The organism is Marinobacter sp. (assembly GCF_965229985.1).
Taxonomy (GTDB): Bacteria; Pseudomonadota; Gammaproteobacteria; order Pseudomonadales; family Oleiphilaceae; genus Marinobacter.
In genome coordinates this window covers 4,247,607-4,266,832 of record NZ_OZ245935.1, presented here as the reverse complement: position 1 = coordinate 4,266,832, position 19,226 = coordinate 4,247,607, and the positions used below count along the sequence as shown (strand labels likewise).

General features: G+C 58.3%; 19 protein-coding genes. 5 read left to right on the top strand and 14 right to left on the bottom strand.

All coding sequences use genetic code 11. The features are described 5' to 3' along the window. Positions 1-12: 12 nt before the first annotated feature. Entirely contained in the window at positions 13-699 is a 687-nt protein-coding gene (gene rpoE / locus ACO06L_RS19620; protein ID WP_064227118.1) for an RNA polymerase sigma factor RpoE, read from the bottom strand. Between the two features lie 134 nt (positions 700-833). On the opposite strand from rpoE, the gene nadB reads away from it, so the two are divergent. From nadB to ACO06L_RS19595, 5 genes are all read left to right on the top strand, one after another. Continuing rightward, positions 834-2,438 carry an L-aspartate oxidase gene (gene nadB / locus ACO06L_RS19615; RefSeq protein WP_202347211.1) on the top strand — a complete coding sequence of 535 codons (1,605 nt, stop codon included), beginning with the start codon at positions 834-836 and terminating at the stop codon, positions 2,436-2,438. A gap of 40 nt (positions 2,439-2,478) precedes the next feature. After that, positions 2,479-2,751 (top strand): succinate dehydrogenase assembly factor 2, encoded by a 273-nt coding sequence (locus ACO06L_RS19610; RefSeq protein ID WP_104322080.1) that lies wholly within the window; start codon positions 2,479-2,481, stop codon positions 2,749-2,751. Then, on the top strand, positions 2,735-3,199 hold the full coding sequence (locus ACO06L_RS19605) for a hypothetical protein (RefSeq protein WP_202347122.1): 465 nt from the start codon (positions 2,735-2,737) through the stop codon (positions 3,197-3,199). The genes ACO06L_RS19610 and ACO06L_RS19605 overlap by 17 nt, the downstream gene beginning before the upstream one ends. 21 nt (positions 3,200-3,220) lie before the next feature. Next, positions 3,221-4,216, top strand: coding sequence for a YgfZ/GcvT domain-containing protein (locus ACO06L_RS19600; protein ID WP_202347121.1), 996 nt, complete (start codon positions 3,221-3,223; stop codon positions 4,214-4,216). A 125-nt stretch (positions 4,217-4,341) separates the two neighbouring features. Further along, the gene (locus ACO06L_RS19595; RefSeq protein ID WP_064227113.1) at positions 4,342-5,175 is read left to right on the top strand and encodes an HDOD domain-containing protein; all 834 of its coding nucleotides are present in this window, start codon (positions 4,342-4,344) and stop codon (positions 5,173-5,175) included. 177 nt (positions 5,176-5,352) lie between these two features. On the opposite strand, the gene ung is transcribed toward ACO06L_RS19595, so the two are convergent. The 13 genes from ung to ffh all read right to left on the bottom strand — a co-directional run bounded on the left by ung (position 5,353) and on the right by ffh (position 19,143). Then, positions 5,353-6,099: a uracil-DNA glycosylase gene (gene ung / locus ACO06L_RS19590; protein WP_202347120.1), complete on the bottom strand. Its 747-nt coding sequence runs from the start codon at positions 6,097-6,099 to the stop codon at positions 5,353-5,355. A 3-nt stretch (positions 6,100-6,102) separates the two neighbouring features. Beyond that, positions 6,103-7,638 (bottom strand): lysine--tRNA ligase, encoded by a 1,536-nt coding sequence (gene lysS, locus ACO06L_RS19585; RefSeq protein ID WP_202347119.1) that lies wholly within the window; start codon positions 7,636-7,638, stop codon positions 6,103-6,105. A gap of 51 nt (positions 7,639-7,689) precedes the next feature. Further along, positions 7,690-8,785, bottom strand: a protein-coding gene (gene prfB, locus ACO06L_RS19580) for a peptide chain release factor 2 (protein ID WP_138103014.1) whose coding sequence is annotated in 2 segments (ribosomal slippage) — positions 7,690-8,712 and positions 8,714-8,785 — 1,095 coding nt in all. Because the reading frame shifts where the segments join, the coding sequence is not laid out codon by codon here. Between the two features lie 392 nt (positions 8,786-9,177). Next, positions 9,178-10,911 carry a single-stranded-DNA-specific exonuclease RecJ gene (gene recJ, locus ACO06L_RS19575; protein WP_064227110.1) on the bottom strand — a complete coding sequence of 578 codons (1,734 nt, stop codon included), beginning with the start codon at positions 10,909-10,911 and terminating at the stop codon, positions 9,178-9,180. 6 nt (positions 10,912-10,917) lie between these two features. Then, positions 10,918-12,318 (bottom strand): threonine synthase, encoded by a 1,401-nt coding sequence (gene thrC / locus ACO06L_RS19570; RefSeq protein ID WP_202347118.1) that lies wholly within the window; start codon positions 12,316-12,318, stop codon positions 10,918-10,920. 11 nt (positions 12,319-12,329) lie between these two features. Further along, complete coding sequence (locus tag ACO06L_RS19565) at positions 12,330-13,631, bottom strand: homoserine dehydrogenase (protein ID WP_202347117.1); 1,302 nt, start codon at positions 13,629-13,631, stop codon at positions 12,330-12,332. Between the two features lie 145 nt (positions 13,632-13,776). After that, on the bottom strand, positions 13,777-14,502 hold the full coding sequence (locus ACO06L_RS19560; RefSeq protein ID WP_413816176.1) for a DsbC family protein: 726 nt from the start codon (positions 14,500-14,502) through the stop codon (positions 13,777-13,779). 135 nt (positions 14,503-14,637) lie between these two features. Continuing rightward, positions 14,638-15,540: a site-specific tyrosine recombinase XerD gene (gene xerD, locus ACO06L_RS19555; protein ID WP_202347115.1), complete on the bottom strand. Its 903-nt coding sequence runs from the start codon at positions 15,538-15,540 to the stop codon at positions 14,638-14,640. 109 nt (positions 15,541-15,649) lie between these two features. Beyond that, positions 15,650-16,006: a 50S ribosomal protein L19 gene (gene rplS, locus ACO06L_RS19550; RefSeq protein ID WP_048495327.1), complete on the bottom strand. Its 357-nt coding sequence runs from the start codon at positions 16,004-16,006 to the stop codon at positions 15,650-15,652. A gap of 37 nt (positions 16,007-16,043) precedes the next feature. Then, positions 16,044-16,790: a tRNA (guanosine(37)-N1)-methyltransferase TrmD gene (gene trmD / locus ACO06L_RS19545; protein WP_202347114.1), complete on the bottom strand. Its 747-nt coding sequence runs from the start codon at positions 16,788-16,790 to the stop codon at positions 16,044-16,046. A 3-nt stretch (positions 16,791-16,793) separates the two neighbouring features. After that, on the bottom strand, positions 16,794-17,321 hold the full coding sequence (rimM, locus tag ACO06L_RS19540) for a ribosome maturation factor RimM (RefSeq protein ID WP_202347113.1): 528 nt from the start codon (positions 17,319-17,321) through the stop codon (positions 16,794-16,796). Positions 17,322-17,348: 27 nt separating this feature from the next. Further along, the gene (gene rpsP, locus ACO06L_RS19535; RefSeq protein WP_064227103.1) at positions 17,349-17,588 is read right to left on the bottom strand and encodes a 30S ribosomal protein S16; all 240 of its coding nucleotides are present in this window, start codon (positions 17,586-17,588) and stop codon (positions 17,349-17,351) included. 163 nt (positions 17,589-17,751) lie between these two features. Then, entirely contained in the window at positions 17,752-19,143 is a 1,392-nt protein-coding gene (gene ffh, locus ACO06L_RS19530) for a signal recognition particle protein (protein ID WP_202347112.1), read from the bottom strand. Positions 19,144-19,226 lie beyond the last annotated feature (83 nt).

Genomic DNA, 19,226 nt, shown 5'->3' with positions numbered 1-19,226 from the left:
ATGCAACCTCAATTACGTCACGGAATGATTGAGTAAAGGTCCAAGATGCTTATCAACCGCATCCCGGGCCCTGAATATTCGTGAACGGACGGTACCGATCGGGCACTCCAGAATGCCAGCGATATCCTCATAGCTCAGGCCATCGTACTCCCTGAGCAGGAAGGCAGAACGCAACTCCTCGGGAAGCTGTGCAATAGCCCTGTTCAGTTCTTTCTGGAGCTGCTCCCGTTGCAGAAGTCGTTCCGGCGATGCAGTATCGCGGAGTCGGGAGCCGTCATCAAAATTCTCCGCCTCGGCCGAATCGGCACTACCCTGCGGACGACGCCCCCGGGACTCCAGATAGTTCTTCGCGGTGTTCACGGCGATCCGGTACAGCCACGTGTAGAAGGCACTGTCTCCCCGGAAACGCTCGATCGCCCGGAATGCCTTGACGAAGGTCTCCTGGGTCAGATCCATGACTTCCTGAGTGTCGTAGACGTACCGACTGATAATAGACGCGACCCTGGACTGGTATTTGACCACCAGTAGATCAAAGGCGGCGCGATCACCATTGCGGACCTTGCGGACCAACTGCAGGTCTGTCTGGCTATCGGAGTGTTCGCCTTGACGTTTCTCTGTATCAGGAGTCATGGACTGGTTGCCGGGGTTCCCTGATTTGATGGCCAGCTGTCCGGCCTGTACCAAGTTTCGCTGCGTCATTGATGCTATCCGGCGTCCGTTAGTGGAACGGGCTTAGCCACCTGTACGGCGGCTCACCCTGTCAGGCCAAATAGACAGCAAGCGTAAAGTTTAGTTCAATACACGTCCACATTATGGCCTGCGATAACGACCCGATGCCACAGTCCTTCGAATACGATGTTCTCATTATCGGCAGCGGAGCTGCCGGCCTCACCGTCGCCCTCAATCTGCCAGAGCATCTGAAGGTCTGTGTGGTGAGCAAGGCGCAGATCAGCAGCGGCGCAACCCTCTGGGCGCAAGGAGGGATCGCTGCGGTTCTGGATGATCAGGACTCCACCGAAAACCACATTACTGACACCCTGAATGCTGGCGCCGGCCTGTGCCATGAGGACGCCGTGCGCTTCACTGTTGAGCACGGCAAGGAGAGCATCGACTGGCTGATCGATTCCGGTGTCGATTTTACCCGGGATCAGGATGCCCACTACCATCTGACTCGGGAAGGCGGTCACAGCCACCGGCGCATCATTCACGCAGCCGATGCCACCGGCCACGCAGTTTCAACCACTCTGACGTCCCAGGCAGAGGCACGACCAAACATCGAACTTATGTCCGGTCGTGTCGCGGTGGACCTTATCACCAATCGCAAACTGTCCCTGCCGGGCAACCGATGTGTCGGTGCCTACATCCTGAATCTTGAAGACAACCACGTAGAGCTGTTCCGGGCAAGATTCACGGTTATTGCCACCGGTGGCGCTTCCAAGGCGTACCGCTACACTACCAACCCGGACGGCGCCTCCGGCGATGGAATTGCCATGGCCTGGCGTGCCGGCTGCCGGGTAGCGAACATGGAATTCAACCAGTTTCACCCCACCTGCCTTTACCATCCCCACGCCAAATCCTTCCTGATCACGGAAGCCGTGCGCGGGGAGGGTGGTCTCCTGAAATTGCCTGATGGGTCGCGGTTCATGGACCGCTTTGACGAACGCGGCGAATTGGCACCGCGGGATATCGTTGCCCGCGCCATTGACCATGAGATGAAGCGACTGGGTGCTGATCATCTGTACCTGGACATCAGCCACAAGCCCGCCGATTTTATCAAGCATCACTTCCCCACTATCTACGAGAAGTGCCTTGGCTTTGGCATTGATATCACTCGGGAGCCCATCCCCGTGGTGCCCGCTGCCCACTATACCTGTGGTGGCATCATGAGTGACGAGCGGGCCAGAACCGATGTCAATCAGCTCTATGTTGTGGGCGAAGCAGCATTCACGGGACTCCATGGTGCCAATCGCATGGCCAGCAATTCCCTGCTTGAGTGCCTCGTGTATGGACGCGCCGCCGCCGCGGATATTACCCGTCGGGAAGCCGACATTCCGCCACCGCCGGAAGCCCCGGACTGGGACGAGAGCCAGGTCCGGGATTCTGATGAAGACGTTGTTATCTCCCACAACTGGGACGAGCTGCGACATTTCATGTGGGACTATGTGGGCATTGTGCGGACCACCAAGCGCCTCCAGCGGGCCAAGCACAGGGTGGACCTGCTGTCTGCCGAGATCGGAGAGTTCTACAGCAATTACCGTGTGACCAACGACCTGCTGGAACTTCGTAACCTGGTCACAGTGTCAGACCTTATCATCTGCTCGGCACTGCAGCGCAGGGAAAGCCGCGGACTGCACTACACGCTGGATTATCCGGGACTGCTCAATGAGGTCCGTGATACCGTACTGGTTCCCACGACCTACCGAACGCTCGCGCCCTGAGCGAACGCTGACTGTTACACACGATTCAATGGAAAACACTATGTCAGAGACACCTGCATCGTCCGAAAAAGCAGAATTCAACCGCCTGTGGTGGCACAGCCGCCGCGGCATGCTGGAGTTGGACAACCTTCTGATTCCATTCATGGAAGAGGCCTATCGCGACCTCGACGCCGAAGACCAGGCTCGTTACAAGAAGCTGCTCACCTGCGAGGACAATGACATGTTCGAGTGGTTCATGCAGCGCAGCCGCCCGGCAGATCCGGACCTCCAACGCATGGTCGACATCATTCTCAAACGTGTCCAGCCGGATTGAGCTGACGCTCACCCCCTCATTGCCGGTTGGCGTTCTCGCAGTGGTGCCCTGGCTGCTGCTACTGATATTCCTGCTGGTCGCGGCGCTGGCCGGCAAAATCTGGTTTCTTGCTGCAGCACCGATTGCACTGGGCGGCGCCACCTTGCAGTATCGGTCCAACGGATTACTGTTGGGCGGCGGTTCTGTGCACGGCCTTCTGATTGAACACGGAAAGATATACGCCAAAACCGGAGACAACCGGCAGGTTCAGGTGCTTCCGCTGGCATCCAGTCGGATCTGGTCCGGGCTGGCACTCTTGAAACTGCGACCGACCGGCACCAGATTCCAGTCTTACACCACGATTCTGCTGGCGCCATCACCCGGCAGACCGGGTAACGTTGCAGCAGACGATTTCCGTCGCCTGAGGGTATGGCTCAGACTGGGCCGATCCGGGCGATCAACCACCTGATTCACCGATCTGGAGCACTCCATGACCGACACAGACTCTCCTGTATCAGCCGTTGCAGACTATCCGCTGCCCAACAGCGGCTGGGCAGTTCTCGACGACCGGGTGGTTGTGCGCATCAGCGGCCCCGGCACCGACAAGTTTCTCCAGGGCCAGTTCAGCCAGAACCTGGACGAGGTTATCCCTGGCCGCTCTCCCCGAGCCGCGGCCGCGACCCCCAAGGGCCGCGCCTACTGCCTTACCCGCATGGTTCGGGAAGGAGACGACATCCTGATGGATTTTGCCTCCGAGCTCGCTGACGACATCATCAGCCACTTGCGCAAATACCTGATGCTGTTTCGCGGGACCACGATGGAGCTGGTCCAGGAAGCCAGGATCGTCGGGATACTGGGCAACGAGCTGGCCGAAAAGCTCGCCGAAAATGCGTTGGACAGCCTGAAGGAACCGGGCGACTCTTGCCTACTCCGTGGCGGCATCCTCGTGAAAACGCAACCGACAGCCGAGGGCACGACCCGCTTCGAGTTCTGGCAAACTGAAGACGGCGAAGTAGCACTTCCGGCCAGCACCCATATGTCGTTGGCAGACTGGCAGGCATCCGAGATTGCTGCGGGTGTGGCCTCCCTCACCGCCGCCACACAGGAGTCTTTCGTGCCACAGATGCTGAACTGGCAGCATGTGGACGGCGTGCATTTCAAGAAAGGCTGCTATACCGGTCAGGAAGTGATTGCCCGGATGCATTTTCTCGGACAACTGAAGAAAAGCCTGTTCCGCTTCCGGATTGAACAGGCCGAAGATCTGCCCGTCCCCGGAAGCGCCGTGTTTGCTGGCGAACGGTCAGTGGGAGAGGTTGTAAACTCGGTAAAATACCATGACGGCAGCTTAGAGCTGCTCGCTGTTGTGCGCCACGATGCAGCCGAAAAAGCCCTGCATCCGGATGGCCTGCCAGAGGCGGTGCTGATGCCAATGCCACTGCCCTACTCGGTGCCCGAAAGGGAAAAAAGCGCACAATCAGATACATAAGTTGACAGGCAAACGCGCCAGAATTTGCTATTTTGCTATGCAGTAGCTCACATATTTGATTGTTCGGACACTGGCTCAGGCATTCTGGCCATTCTTCGAATTCTTTAAGCGGACCTTTACTGACCATGTCGAATATTGTTGAAACCATCAAAGCCGATCTCAACGCAGCCATCGAAAATGACAAACTGGTGCTCCCCACCCTTCCGGAGGTAGCCCTTCAGGTCAGAGACATTGCGCAATCCGAGGATTCTTCAATAGCCGACCTGGTAAAGGTCATCAGCAATGATACGGCCCTGTCGGCTCGCATCATCCGGGTGACCAACAGCCCGCTGTTCCGCGGCAGCCGTGCCATTGAGAACCTGAACATGGCGGTAAGCCGCCTCGGCATGGCCTACACCAGCAACCTGGCCATGGGCCTGGCCATGGAGCAGATGTTCCAGGCCACTTCCGACATGATCGACAAGCGCATGCGTGCCACCTGGCAGACCAGTACCGAAGTGGCCGGTGTCTGCCACGTTCTGGCGCAACACTACACCAAACTCAAGCCGGACCAGGCCACCCTTGCAGGCCTGGTACATCTGATCGGCGTGCTGCCGATCCTGCGCTATGTGGAAGACCAGGACATCCAGATCAGCAGCATCATGCTGGACAACGTGGTTGATGAACTGCATCCAAAGATCGGGGCGACCATCCTCAAAAAGTGGGATTTCCCGAAGGAGCTTCAGAACGTTCCCCTGGAATACGCCAACTTCAACCGTGAGGTGCCGGCGGCCGACTATGCGGATCTGGTGATGGTCGCCAATCTGCAGCTGGTCGCGGGTTCTGAGCATCCGTGGACGGAGATGGACTGGACGAAGATTTCGGCCTTTGATCGTCTTGGGTTGGATCCGAATGTCGACATGAGCGAGGAAGAGGATCTGAACGCTCAGATGGAAGCGGCTATGGCGCTGCTTCAGTAATACCTACCTCGGCGCCTTGCCCCCGCGATTTTGGGGGCTGGCGCGGGGGCGGTGAGTCTTTCCCTCGGGAAAAGAACTCGCTTCGCTCAGACACCTTTTCCTGTCGGGAAAGACTCACCACCCCCACACCGATCCGACTTCTGAGGGGCATCTTTCCCTTCTACATACTTTGCCGCTTCAAACCTTTTTGGAAGGCTTTCCATACTGTTCAAGCAGGGCGTCTTTCGAAGGCAGTTGCCAATCGACCGTGGGCTTTCCCTGCTGAGCCAACCAGTTGTTCGCCTTCGAGAAGTGCTTACAACCGAAGAAGCCCCGGTAAGCGCTCAGTGGCGAGGGGTGGGGGCCGTCTAGGACCAGGTGTTTGCTGCGGTCGATGTGCTGGCCTTTCTTCTTCGCGTAGCTGCCCCAGAGCAGGAATACCACGCCTTCCCGTTCGCGGTTGATGGTTTCGATGACTTTGTCGGTGAAGGTTTCCCAGCCTTTGCCCTGGTGGGCGCCGGCCTGGCCCTGGACGACGGTCAGAACGCTGTTGAGCAGCAAAACGCCCTGCTCTGCCCACGGTTGGAGGCAGCCGTGATCGGGCGGAGCGATGCCCAAGTCGTCCTGGATTTCTTTGAAGATGTTCACCAGCGAGGGCGGGATGGCCACGTTCGGGCGCACGGAGAAGCACAGGCCATGGGCCTGGCCGGGGCCGTGGTAGGGGTCTTGGCCAAGGATAACCACTCTTACGTTATCCAGCGGGGTGCTGTTGAGGGCGTTGAAGCAGTGTTGGCTGGCGGGGAACAGGACTTTGCCGGCCTGTTCCTCGGCGGCGAGGAATTCCGCCAGGCCCTGCATGTAGGGCTGGCGGAACTCTTCCGCGAGATGTTCTTTCCAGCCCCGGTCGGGCCTGAGCTGGCTGGCCAGTACCTCAACCGGGCTCATGGATCACTCCTCGTCTTTACGGCTGTCGGCCTTGTGCTCAGGGCGCATGGCCGGGAACAGTATAACGTCGCGGATTGATGCCGAGTTGGTCAGCAGCATGGCCAGCCGGTCGATTCCAATACCTTCGCCGGCGGTGGGCGGCAGGCCGTATTCCAGAGCCATCACGTAGTCTTCATCGTAGAACATTGCTTCGTCATCACCGGCGTCTTTCTCGGCCACCTGAGCCTGGAAGCGCTCGGCCTGATCCTCAGCATCGTTCAGCTCCGAGAAGCCGTTGGCGATTTCGCGACCGCCCACGAAGAACTCGAACCGTTCGGTGACGAACGGGTTGCTGTCTTTGCAGCGGGCCAGGGGCGACACTTCTTTCGGGTACTCGGTGATAAACGTCGGCTGCATCAGACGATGCTCGGCCGTAGCCTCGAAGATCTCGATCTGGACTTTGCCCAGGCCCCAACCATCCTTCAGATGAATACCGAGGTTTTTCGCCACCTGGCGGGCACTGGCGTCGTCCGCCAGCTGTTCCGGCTTGATGTCCGGGTTGTAGCGCAGGATGGCGTCGACTACTGTCAGGCGCTCGAACGTCTTGCCGAAATCGTACTCAATGGTTTCTTCGCTACCATCCGCCAGGGTGCGGGTGTTCACGACAGTCGTCGTGCCCAGCACTTTCTGCGTAATGGTGCGCAGCATGTCTTCGGTCAGATCCATCAGGTCGTTGTAGTCGGCGTAGGCCTGGTAGAACTCGACCATGGTGAATTCCGGATTATGACGGGTGGAGAGACCCTCATTGCGGAAGTTCCGGTTAATCTCGAATACCCGCTCAAAGCCGCCAACCACCAGGCGCTTCAGGAACAGCTCCGGCGCAATGCGCAGGTACATGTCGATACCCAGGGCGTTGTGGTGGGTCACGAAGGGGCGCGCTGTGGCACCGCCGGGAATCACCTGCAACATCGGGGTTTCCACTTCCATGAAGTCGCGGTCGGTGAAGTACTGACGCATGGCGCTGATGATCTTCGAGCGCGCATAGAACACCCGACGGCTGTCCTCGTTGACCATCAGGTCGACGTAGCGGTGGCGGTAACGGGCTTCCGTGTCGGTCAGGCCCTTGTGTTTTTCAGGGAGCGGGCGCAGGGACTTGGTGAGCAGCACGTACTCATCCATGGTCACGTACAGGTCGCCCTTGCCCGACTTGGACAGGGTGCCACGGACACCCACGATATCCCCCAGATCCCAGTGCTTGGTGTCTTTCTGGACATCCTTGGAGGCGTAGATCTGGATCCGGCCGGTCATGTCCTGAACCACCTTGAATGCCTTGCGATCGAGCATCATGCGGCCGGCAATGGCCACCTTGATACCGAGGGACTCCAGCTCTTCCTTGGTTTTATCACCATATTTCGCCTGCAGTTCGGCAGCGGTGGCGTCACGACGGAAGTCGTTCGGGAAGGCATTGCCCTCGTCGCGCATCTCTGACAGTTTGGCGCGGCGCTCGGCAATCAGCTTGTTGTCCTCATGCTGTGCGGCATTCTGAGTTTGATCAGTCATTTTGGCTCACTAGGAATCGGGTTGTCCGGGTTAGCGTGGCAAAGGCGCTGATTACAGCGCCATCTTCAGGCTGGCTTCGATGAACTTGTCAATGTCACCGTCCAGCACCGACTGGGTATTACTGGTTTCAACCTTGGTGCGCAGGTCCTTGATACGGCTGTCATCCAGAACATAGGAGCGGATCTGGCTGCCCCAACCGATATCGGCCTTGGCGTCCTCGGCCTTCTGCTTCTCGGCGTTGCGCTCCTGCATCTCACGCTCAAACAGCTTCGCCTTGAGCTGCTTCATGGCCTGGTCCTTGTTCTGATGCTGGCTTCGGCCAGCCTGACAGGCCACAACAATACCGGTGGGGTTGTGAGTCAGACGTACCGCCGACTCGGTCCGGTTAACGTGCTGACCACCGGCGCCGGAGGCACGGTAGACATCCACCCGCAGATCCGCCGGATTGATTTCAATTTCGAAGCTGTCATCCACTTCCGGTGACACAAACACGGAAGAAAACGAAGTATGCCGACGGTTGCCGGAATCGAACGGGGACTTACGCACCAGCCGGTGCACGCCGGTTTCGGTACGCAGCCAGCCATAGGCATAGTCGCCCTGGATGTGAATGGTGGCACTCTTGATGCCGGCCACTTCACCTTCCATCAGCTCGACAATCTCGGCCTTGAAGCCCCGACGCTCGGCCCAGCGCAGGTACATGCGCAGGAGCATGTTGGCCCAGTCCTGGGCTTCGGTGCCACCGGAGCCGGCCTGAATATCCAGGTAGGCGTTGTTGGCGTCCATTTCGCCGGAGAACATGCGGCGGAATTCGAGCTTCTCAAGCTCTTTATCAAGGCCCTCAAGATCTGATTCGATCTCGCCAACGGTGCCCGCATCCTCTTCTTCTGCGGCTATGTCCAGCAGACCTTCGGCGTCTTCCAGGCCGGAGGTGAGGTTGTCGATGGTCTTGACGATCAGTTCAAGATCCGCTCGCTCTTTGCCCAGAGCCTGAGCCCGCTCGGGGTCGTCCCAGACACTCGGCTGTTCCAGTTCGCGCTCAACTTCGGTCAGTCGCTCACTACGCTGATCGTAGTCAAAGATACCCCCTGAGCGCTTCAGTGCGCTCACGAAGCTCTTTAATCTTCGTCACAATGGGATTAATTTCCATGAAACCCTTACTCGCTCTAGAAAATGGAGAGTAAAAACAGAGGGCGGATTCTACCCGAAATTGCTTTTTAAATCAGCCGTGGTTTTCCGGCCTTGAGGAGCAAACAGCAGATGTGGATTCCAGAGACCGGTGCAAGCAGGAGGCAGGCAAGGCTTTCCGGGAGACGCTGTAAATACATCCCTGTACGCTTGACGAAAACATCCCTGTTTTCGACACTCCCGGAAAGCCTTGCCTGCCTCCTGCCCATGATTTTGGTTTCATTCTTCAGCCTGATCGGCCGGGGGCCGGGGGAGCTTTTTCTGCAGGGAAAAGGTGGCTGAGCGCAGCGAGTTCTTTTCCCGGAAGAAAAAGCTCCCCCGGCTCGCGGCCAGACTCCTGTACCCAAAAAAGGCTCAGGAAAGCGGCTCCAGATAATCCACCAGAAGCTGAAGATTGGTGCGCCCCCGGAAGGTATTGGCATCCGGCTTGTAAACAACCCTAGCCCCGGTGCGGGTGTAGTCGGGCACTTCCGGGCCGGTATTGAAAGCTATGCCGTCGATAATTCCGCCGCCCTCGGCTGGTTGCAGCACCAGTTTTAGGTGGTTCTCCCCAACGATTCGCTGGCTCACCACCCGGAATTCGCCGTCGAACAGCGGCTCCGGGAAGTGTTGCCCCCAGGGGCCGGCCCGCTTGAGCAGTGCCGCGGTGTCTAGGGAAAGCTCGCTTGGCCCAAGGGGCCCGTCGGTGGTGATCGCAGCTTCCAGATCCTCCGCCGACAGCGTGTCGCGAACGGCGTGATCAAAGGCTTCGGAGAAAGCATCCAGATCCGCTTTGGCGAGGGTCATGCCGGCGGCCATGGCGTGGCCACCAAACTTTTTCATCATGCCGGGGTGGCGGGAATCGACCACCGCGAGCACATCCCGGATATGCAAACCCGGGATGGAACGGGCGGAGCCCTTGATGTCTTCGCCATTGTCATCCGGGGCAAAGGCAATGGTTGGTCTGTGGGTCTGCTCTCGAATTCGGGCCGCGAGGATGCCGATAACCCCCTGATGCCATTCAGGATCAAACAGGGCGAGGCCCCAGGGCAGCCCCTCAAGATCAAGAGACATGGAAGCCAGCAGATCCTGTGCCTGGGCCTTCATGTCTTTCTCGATGGTCCGGCGTTCACGGTTGAAGGTGTCCAGCTCCCGGGCCAGTCGACGAGCCTCGTCCGGGCTGTCTGCCAGCAGGCAGGCAATGCCGATACTCATGTCATCAAGCCGTCCCGCGGCATTGAGGCGGGGGCCAACCACAAAACCGAGATCGGTTGAGCTGATCGCGGTGTGGTCTCGGCCTGCGATTTCCAGCAGTGCAAGGATTCCCGGCCGGGCCTCGCCCTGACGTATACGGCGCAGGCCCTGCTCCACGAAGATCCGATTGTTATGATCCAGGGGCACGACATCAGCCACCGTGCCCAGGGCCACCAGGTCCAGCAGGCTCCCCAGGTTCGGCTCGGGATCGGGCAGGCGATTGGTTTCACGGAGCTGCTTGCGCAACGCGGTGAGCACGTAAAACATGACACCAACACCGGCGGCGTTCTTGCTCAGGAAAGGACAACCCGGCTGGTTGGGATTGACGATGGCATCGGCATCCGGAAGCTCTTCGCCGGCCAGGTGGTGATCCGTCACCACCACTTTCACGCCAAGTTCTTTTGCCGCTCGAACGCCCTCAACGGCGGATATACCGTTATCGACGGTGACCATCAGATCGGGAAGCTGACCTTCATCGCGCAACCGCTCAATAATACCCGGTGTCAGGCCGTAGCCATCGGCAAACCGGCTGGGGACGCGAAAATCGATGCTCTCCAAACCCAGCATCGAAAGGCCAAGCATGGCGACGGCCGTGCTGGTGGCGCCATCGGCGTCAAAATCCCCGAGCACAAGAACCCGCTGTTGCTGCTCGATGGCTTCCGCAAGAAGCTCGACAGCCCGATCGATGCCCCGAAGTGACAACGGTGAAGCAAGGTGCTTGAGGGTGTAACTCAGTTGCTCATCAGAGGTTACGCCACGGGCGGCGTACAGGCGGCGAAGCAAGGGGGGCAGGTTTTGCCCCCAGTCCGGGAATGTCTCGGGCTGGGGGCGACGCAGGATCTTTTTTGGTGTCATACCCGATCAGGCGTTTTTCCAGTGCTTGGCAATAAACTCCTGCACACCGGCAATGTTGTTATCCAGCACTGTGTAGCGCTCTTCCCGCTCGAACAGGTCAGCCATATGAGCCGGCAGCGGCGGCTTAACACTCAGGCCGGACTCGGCTACAGCATCCGGGAACTTGGCCGGGTGTGCAGTACCCAGGGTGATCATCGGTACCGCATGATCGCGCCGGCAGCTGCGCGCAGCGCGAACCCCGATGGCAGTGTGAGGGTCGAGCAGATACTCGTTCTGCTCGTAAATCTCACGGATGGTATCGCAGGTGGTCTTGTCATCCACCGCATCACTGTCGAACAGCTTGCGTGCGTGCTTCCAGCGATAATCCTCAATGCTGACCGGGCCTTTGGCGGCATTTTCCAGCAGGGTCTTCACTGCCAGCCCATCACGGCCGTGCAGATCAAACAGCAGACGCTCGAAATTGCTCGACACCATGATATCCATGCTCGGAGAAAGGGTGTGTTCCAGCTGGTGCTGTTCGTATTTGTTGCCACTCATGAAACGATGCAGGATATCGTTGCGGTTGGTGGCAATGACCAGCTGGGAAATCGGCAGCCCCATCTTCTTGGCCAGGTAACCGGCAAAGATATCGCCGAAGTTCCCTGTGGGCACCGAAAACGCCATGCTGCGGTCCGGACCACCCAACGCCAGGGACGCATGGAAGTAGTAAACAATCTGGGCCATGATCCGGGCCCAGTTGATGGAGTTCACGGCTGCCAGCTGGGTTCTGCCACCCAGGAACGACTGGTTGCCGAAGCTCTCCTTCACCATGCGCTGGCAATCGTCAAAATTGCCCCGCACAGCAATGTTGTGGATGTTGTCACCCTGGACGGTGGTCATCTGGCGGCGCTGGACTTCGGAAACGCGCTGGTGCGGATGCAGGATAAAAATATCCACGTGCTCGCACCGGCGGCACCCTTCGATTGCCGCAGAGCCGGTATCACCGGAGGTCGCTCCCATGATAACCACGTGCTGCTTGCGCTTTTCCAGGACATAGTCCAGAAGGCGGCCCAACAGCTGCAGGGCGAAGTCCTTGAATGCCAGGGTCGGGCCGCGGAACAGCTCCATGACCCATTCGTTGGTATCCAGCTGAACCAGCGGGGCCACAGCCTTGTGGGCGAAGACCGCATAGGTCTCGTCCAGCATCTTGCGGAAATCGTCTGCGGGGACCGCGTCATCCACGAAGGGATGCATGACCTTGAACGCCAGCTCACTATAGGAAAGCCCGCGCCAGCTTCGGATTTCTTCCAGACTGAAATGTGGCAGGGATTCGGGAACGTAGAGGCCGCCGTCCGTCGCCAGACCGGTCAGCAAAACATCCTCAAAGCCCAGTGCGGGCGCTTCACCCCGCGTACTGATGTATCTCACGTTCGTACCTGTCAGTTGAAGTTTTCAGCGCGGATGCGGACAACCTGGCCATCGGTATCGGACAGGGCTTCCAGCTCTTCAATCGCACGGTTGATCTGCCGCTCCTGAACGGTGTGAGTCAGGATGATCACCGGAATACGGCCATCTTTCAGCTCGGATTCCTTCTGCATGATCGACTCAATATTGATGCCATGCTCGCTCAGGATGGAGGCAATCTTTGCCAGCACACCCGGACGATCCAGTGCAGTAATGCGCAGGTAGTAGGCAGACTGGATGTCTTCCATGGACAGCACATCCAGGTCTTCCATGGCATCCGGTGAGAAACCAAGATATGGCACACGGAGGCTGCTTTCTGTTGCCACAGCACGGGCAACATCAACGATATCTGCGATGACAGCCGACGCTGTTGCCTCATCCCCTGCGCCAGGACCGTAATACATGGTCTGACCAACGGCATCGCCATCCACCAGGACAGCATTGAGGACGCCATCAACCTGGGCAATCAGATGGCTCTGGGGCACCAGGGTCGGGTGAACGCGGAGTTCAATGCCATCATCCCGACGACGGGCAATACCAAGGTGCTTGATGCGATAGCCCAGTAACTCGGCGTGGGCAATATCGTAAGGGGTAATCTTGGAAATGCCTTCGGTGAAGCCTTTTTCGAATTGCAGGGGCACACCAAATCCGGCGGATGCCAGAATGGTCAGTTTGTGGGCGGCATCAATGCCTTCCACATCAAAGGTCGGATCCGCTTCCGCGTAACCCAGGTCCTGGGCTTCCTTGAGAACTTCGGAAAATTCCCGACCGGCACGCATTTCGGTCAGGATGTAGTTCCCGGTACCGTTGATGATGCCGGCAATCCAGTCGATGCGGTTTGCCGCCATGCCTTCACGTACGGCCTTGATAACCGGAATACCACCGGCAACACCCGCCTCGTAGGCCACCACGACGCCGGCTTTCTCGGCCGCTTCAAAAATTTCGTTACCGTGGACGGCGATCAGGGCCTTGTTGGCAGTAACCACGTGCTTGTCGTTGCGGATAGCTGCGAGCACCAGCTCCCGCGCGGCGTCATAGCCACCAATGAGCTCCACCACGATATCGACGCCGGGATCGTTCACCACGTCATAAATGTCGGTACTGAAGGGCACATCCCCAAGGTCCATATCCTCGCGGGCCCGTCGACTGGCAATCCGGGTAATCCGGATATTGCACCCGGCCCGGCCGGCAATCAGCCTGGCGTTGCGGGTCAAGACATTAAAGGTACCGCCGCCGACGGTTCCCAATCCGCAGATTCCGACACTGACGTCTTTCAAACTCTCACCTCTGATCCCGAAGGGGTGCTGATGAATTATATTAGGCGGGCATAGTATACCGATTCAGGCCTCACGGAATAAGCCCTGAATCGGATCCATCGCAAATACCGTACAACGAAGCCCGGACGACGTGTCCGGAAGGCTGTCAGAGCAGCCCGAGCCCCTCGGCCAGACGCTGCGCCGGGACATAGCCACGAACCATGTTACCGTCTTCCAGCACAATGGCGGGAGTGCCGGTTACGCCAACCCGACCCCCCAGCTCAAACTGCTCACGCACCGGGTTTTCACAGCTAGCATCGGCGACCTTTCGGCCAGCCTTGGCTGCGTCCATGGCCGCCTGTTGATCGTCAGCGCACCAGACCGACTCGTATTTTCTGAAGGAAGCAGTATTGGGACCGGACCGCGGGAACGCATAGTAATTGACGGTAATTCCATAGTTGTTGAGCTGCGGAACCTCGTCATGCAGCTTCCGGCAATAAGGACAGTCGATATCAGTGAACACGCTCACGACGGCCTTTTCGTTATCCGCGGGAAAGCGGATCACTCCATTGGCATCGAAATCCGCCATCATCTCGCGACGGGCCTCAGTGCGGGCTGCTTCCGTGACATTGGCGATGCCCTGATCGGTAATCTTCAGAAGATCCCCTGTCATCAGATACTGGCCATCCTCGGTCGCATAAATCGTGTCGCCATTGTTGCTCTGGACTTCATAGAGCCCCTTTGCCTCGGACTCCTTTACCGACATCACCTGAAGACCCGGGACGGCCTCGGTCAGGCGCTCGGAAATCCGATCTTCGACTTCACCGGCACTGACATTCGCCATAAACAGTGAGCCGAAACCGAAGGCAAAAGCCACAACCCCAGTTTTCATATTCATTCTGACAAACAACCTTTTTCAGAGAGCAGTTAAATAACCCGGGCAGTATTGGCACAGGCCGGGAATCAATTCAATGCGACAAGTACATAAAAGGAAAGTTCACCTACGCCGGCGCAAACATCCTGCCAATCAGCCCCTGGGATGGTGAGCCTGATGCAGCGACTGGAGCCGCTGACGGGCCACGTGGGTATAGATCTGGGTCGTTGACAGGTCCGAGTGCCCCAGCAGCATCTGGACAACCCGCAGATCCGCGCCATGATTGAGTAGATGTGTGGCGAACGCGTGCCTGAGCGTGTGGGGTGACAGGTGTTTGCGGATACCAACCCGCACGGCGTAATGCTTGATGCGATGCCAGAACGTCTGGCGGGTCATCGCCGCCGCCCGATTGCCGGGGAACAGCGCATCGCAGGAGCGGCCTTTCAGAAGCTCCGGCCGGCCTTCCTTCATGTACTGCAACAGCCAATCCACCGCCTCCTCCCCCAGGGGAACGAGCCGTTCCTTGTCACCCTTGCCGGTGATCCGAACTACGCCCTGGCGCAGATTTACCTGATCAACCCGCAGCTCTGTCAGCTCGGAGACCCTCAGACCACAACCATAGAGTATCTCGAGCATGGCCTTGTCCCGGAGCTCGATGGCAACCCCCGGATCCGGTTCGGAAAGCAGCGCATCCACCTCTTCTTCCGTCAGAGAATCGGGAAGACGCCGGGGCAACCTGGGGCTGTCGATCCGCAGGGTCGGGTCTTCAGCGATCAGCCCTTCGCGCAGCAGGAAGCGGTAAAAACGCCGGAGTCCGGACAGCCGCCTGGCCGCGGTGGAGCTCTTGACCCCTTCCGCCAGCCCCCGCGACATCCAGGCCAGAAGGTCGGTTCGGCGAACGTCGGTCAATGCGGGTTTGCCAGGCTGGCTCTCCAGCCATTCCGCCAATCGCGACAAATCACTCCGGTAGGCCTGCCGTGTCTTTTCGCCCAGCCCGTCTTCCAGCCAGATGGCATCAACAAACCGGACAATTACAGACTCATCTTCCGCTCTCATGGCGAGTTCCCAGACCGCGAACGTCTCACGACAAGCATACCTGAACCTCAGACACAAAAAAGGCAGCCCGGGGCTGCCTTTTTCTGCCTGCTGTTCAGCGCTTTGCTGATCAGCCCAGCTTTTCCTTGATACGAGCCGCCTTACCAGACAGGTCGCGCAGGTAGTAGAGCTTGGCCTGGCGAACATCGCCACGACGCTTCACGCTGATGCTGTCGATCAGCTTGGAGAAGCTCTGGAAGGTACGCTCAACACCAACACCGTAGGAAATCTTACGTACGGTGAAAGAGGAGTTCATGCCGCGGTTACGCTTGCCGATGACAACACCTTCGAACGCCTGAAGACGCTCACGGTTACCCTCGGTTACGCGAACCTGAACGACCACGGTATCGCCCGGCGCAAACGCAGGGATTTCCTTGGTCATCTGTTCTGCTTCAAGTTGACTGATGATGTTGTTCTTGCCGCTCATCGTAATGCTCCTGATACCCAATCTGTTAATGCCCTGATCATTCAGAGGCACCCGGTTCGTTCAAAATCTCTTCCAGCAGCTCACGCTCTTCGTCCGTAAACACCCGCCTTTCAAGCAGGTCGGGGCGTCGCTCCCGGGTTCGCCTCAGCGACTGCTTCAGCCGCCAACGCCGGATCTGATCATGGTGACCGCCCAATAAAACATCCGGCACCGCCTGACCCTCGTAAACCTCGGGCCGGGTGTAGTGCGGACAATCCAGCAAACCGTCGGCGAAAGAATCCTGCTCTGCCGACTGCGCATGACCCAGCGCTCCGGGGATGAGGCGTGTAACCGCATCGATAACAGCCATAGCTGCCAGTTCACCACCGGAAAGCACAAAATCACCCAGTGACACTTCCCGATCGACTTCCGTCGCTATCAGGCGCTCATCAACACCCTCGTACCGGCCAGCCACCAGAATCAGCTGCTGCTCTGCCGCAAGCGACTCAACAACGGACTGAGTCAGCGTCTCGCCCTGAGGCGAGAGGTAAACCACACAGGGGTTCCCGGGTGCCGCTTCCCTTGCCGCATGGATCGCGTCCCGGAGAGGCTGAATTTTCATCAGCATACCCGGGCCACCGCCATATGGCCGGTCGTCTACCGTGCGATGCCGGTCGTGGGTAAACTCACGAGGATTCCAGCTCCGGAAAGTCAAAAGACCATCCCGGACTGCCCTTCCCGTAATCCCGTAGTCCGTTACCGCACTGAACATTTCCGGGAACAGACTGACTGCGCCAATCCACACCCGTCAGAACTCCGGATCCCAGTCCACCACCATGCGTTTTGAATCCAGATCAACATTCTGGACCACTTCGCCAGGCAGATAAGGAATCAGACGCTCACGTTGATCGATGGAACCTGCCGTGGCCTGTACCACCAGAACATCGTTGGATCCGGTTTCCATCAGATGGTGCACTTTACCAAGGCACTCATCATCGACCGTATACACATCAAGACCTTCCAGCTGAAACCAGTAAAACTCCCCTTCAGGGAGTTCCGGCAACTCAGCTGTCGAGACCCTGACTTCGGCACCGCAGTATGTGCGGGCCAGATCACGGTCGTTAATACCTTTCAGCCTGACGACGATCCCCTGCCCCTGGCGGCGACCTTCCTCAAGCTTGGCCGGAATACGTTTGCCATCCAGATCAAGCGTCCAATCGGGATAGTTCAGTATTCCATCCTTGGGGTCGGTGTAGGAGAAGACCTTGAGCCACCCCTTGACCCCAAACACCGAGGTAATCCGGCCGATCACAGTTTCCTGCGAATTCTGTGTCATGCCATAAACCCCGGTGTCAGTACTGTCTTACCCAGCAGCCTTCAGCAGCTGTGCAACGCGCTCGCTAGTCTGCGCGCCTTGACCGAGCCAGAAATCGACACGCTCACGATCAACGCGAAGGCTCTCTTCCTGACCACGGGCAACCGGGTTGAAGAAACCTACACGCTCAATGAAACGACCGTCGCGAGATTTGCGGCTGTCGGTGACTGTCAGATGGTAGAACGGGCGCTTCTTGGAGCCACCACGAGCCAAACGGATAATTACCATTTAACCAATATCCTGTTCTGTTGAACGAACTTTGTACGATTCACGCCTGCTGAACACCAGCTGACGCGAAGACCCATACTCGAAAGGGGCGCTATTCTATGCTAAAAAAGCGCCAAAGAAAACAGCAAAACCAGTTGTTTCCCCGTTTTCCATGTAAGGCTTTTTACATACGGCCAAACGGAGGCATACCGCCTCCCCCACCGCCGCCCGGGGGCATCATGCCACCCATGCCGCGCATCATATTCGCCATACCGCCTTTCTTGCCAAACTTTTTCATCATCTTCTGCATTTGCTTGTGCTGTTTCAGCAGACGATTCACATCCTGGATCTGGGTTCCAGACCCCGTGGCGATCCGGCGCTTGCGGGAATTGTTGATCACATCCGGGTAACGCCGCTCCTTCGGCGTCATCGAGCAGATGATGGCTTCCATCTGCCCCATGGACTTGTCGTTAACCTGCTGCTGCGCCACCTGGGCCATCTGACCCATGCCCGGCAGCTTGTCGAGCAGGCCACCGATGCCACCCATGTTCTTCATCTGCTGCAGCTGATCACGAAAATCCTCCAGGTCAAAGCTCTTGCCCTTCTTGATTTTCTTGGTGAGCTTCTGGGCCTTTTTCTGGTCCAGCTTGCGCTCCGCCTCTTCGATCAGTGAGAGCACGTCCCCCATGCCAAGGATCCGGGACGCGACCCGGTCCGGGTAGAACGGCTCAAGGGCATCGGACTTTTCACCCACACCCAGGAACTTGATTGGCTTGCCGGTAATGTGGCGAACAGACAGGGCGGCACCGCCACGGGCGTCGCCATCGGTTTTGGTCAGCACCACACCCGTAAGTGGCAGGGCATCGTTAAACGCCTTGGCGGTGTTGGCCGCATCCTGACCGGTCATGGCGTCGACCACGAACAGGGTCTCAACCGGATTGACCGCCTTATGCAGCCGGCCGATCTCGCCCATCATCTGTTCATCGACATGGAGTCGACCGGCGGTATCAAGAATCACCACATCGATGTGCTTTTTCCTGGCGGCTGCGATCGCGCCCTCGGCGATATCCACGGGATCCTGGTCGGCGCTGCTCGGGAAGAACTCGACACCCACCTCGCCGGCAAGGGTCTCCAACTGGCGAATCGCGGCAGGACGATAGACGTCCGCACTGACCACCAGAACGGACTTCTTCTGCCGCTCCTTGAGGAAGCGGGAAAGCTTGGCGACGGTAGTGGTCTTACCCGCACCCTGCAGACCGGCCATCATAATCACTGCCGGCGGCTGGACGTTCAGATTGAGGGATTCGTTGCCCTCGCCCATCACCCGCTCCAGCTCCTGCTGGACAACTTTTACGAAGACCTGCCCCGGTGTCAGGCTGCGCTGCACCTCCTGGCCAATGGCTCGCTTGCGGACGCCCTCAACAAAGTCCTTCACTACCGGCAGGGCGACATCCGCCTCCAGCAGCGCCATCCGCACTTCCCGGAGAGTGTCCTTTATATTGTCATCAGTGAGGCGCGCCTGGCCGGAAATCTTGCGCAGACTGCCGGAAAGTCGGTCTTGGAGGTTCTCAAACATGTTGCTCTTCCGTACCCCGGATAAATTGAGTGCGTGAATCGACAGAGCCTGCGACGACTCCTTGATTCCAGTTGCATAATCGC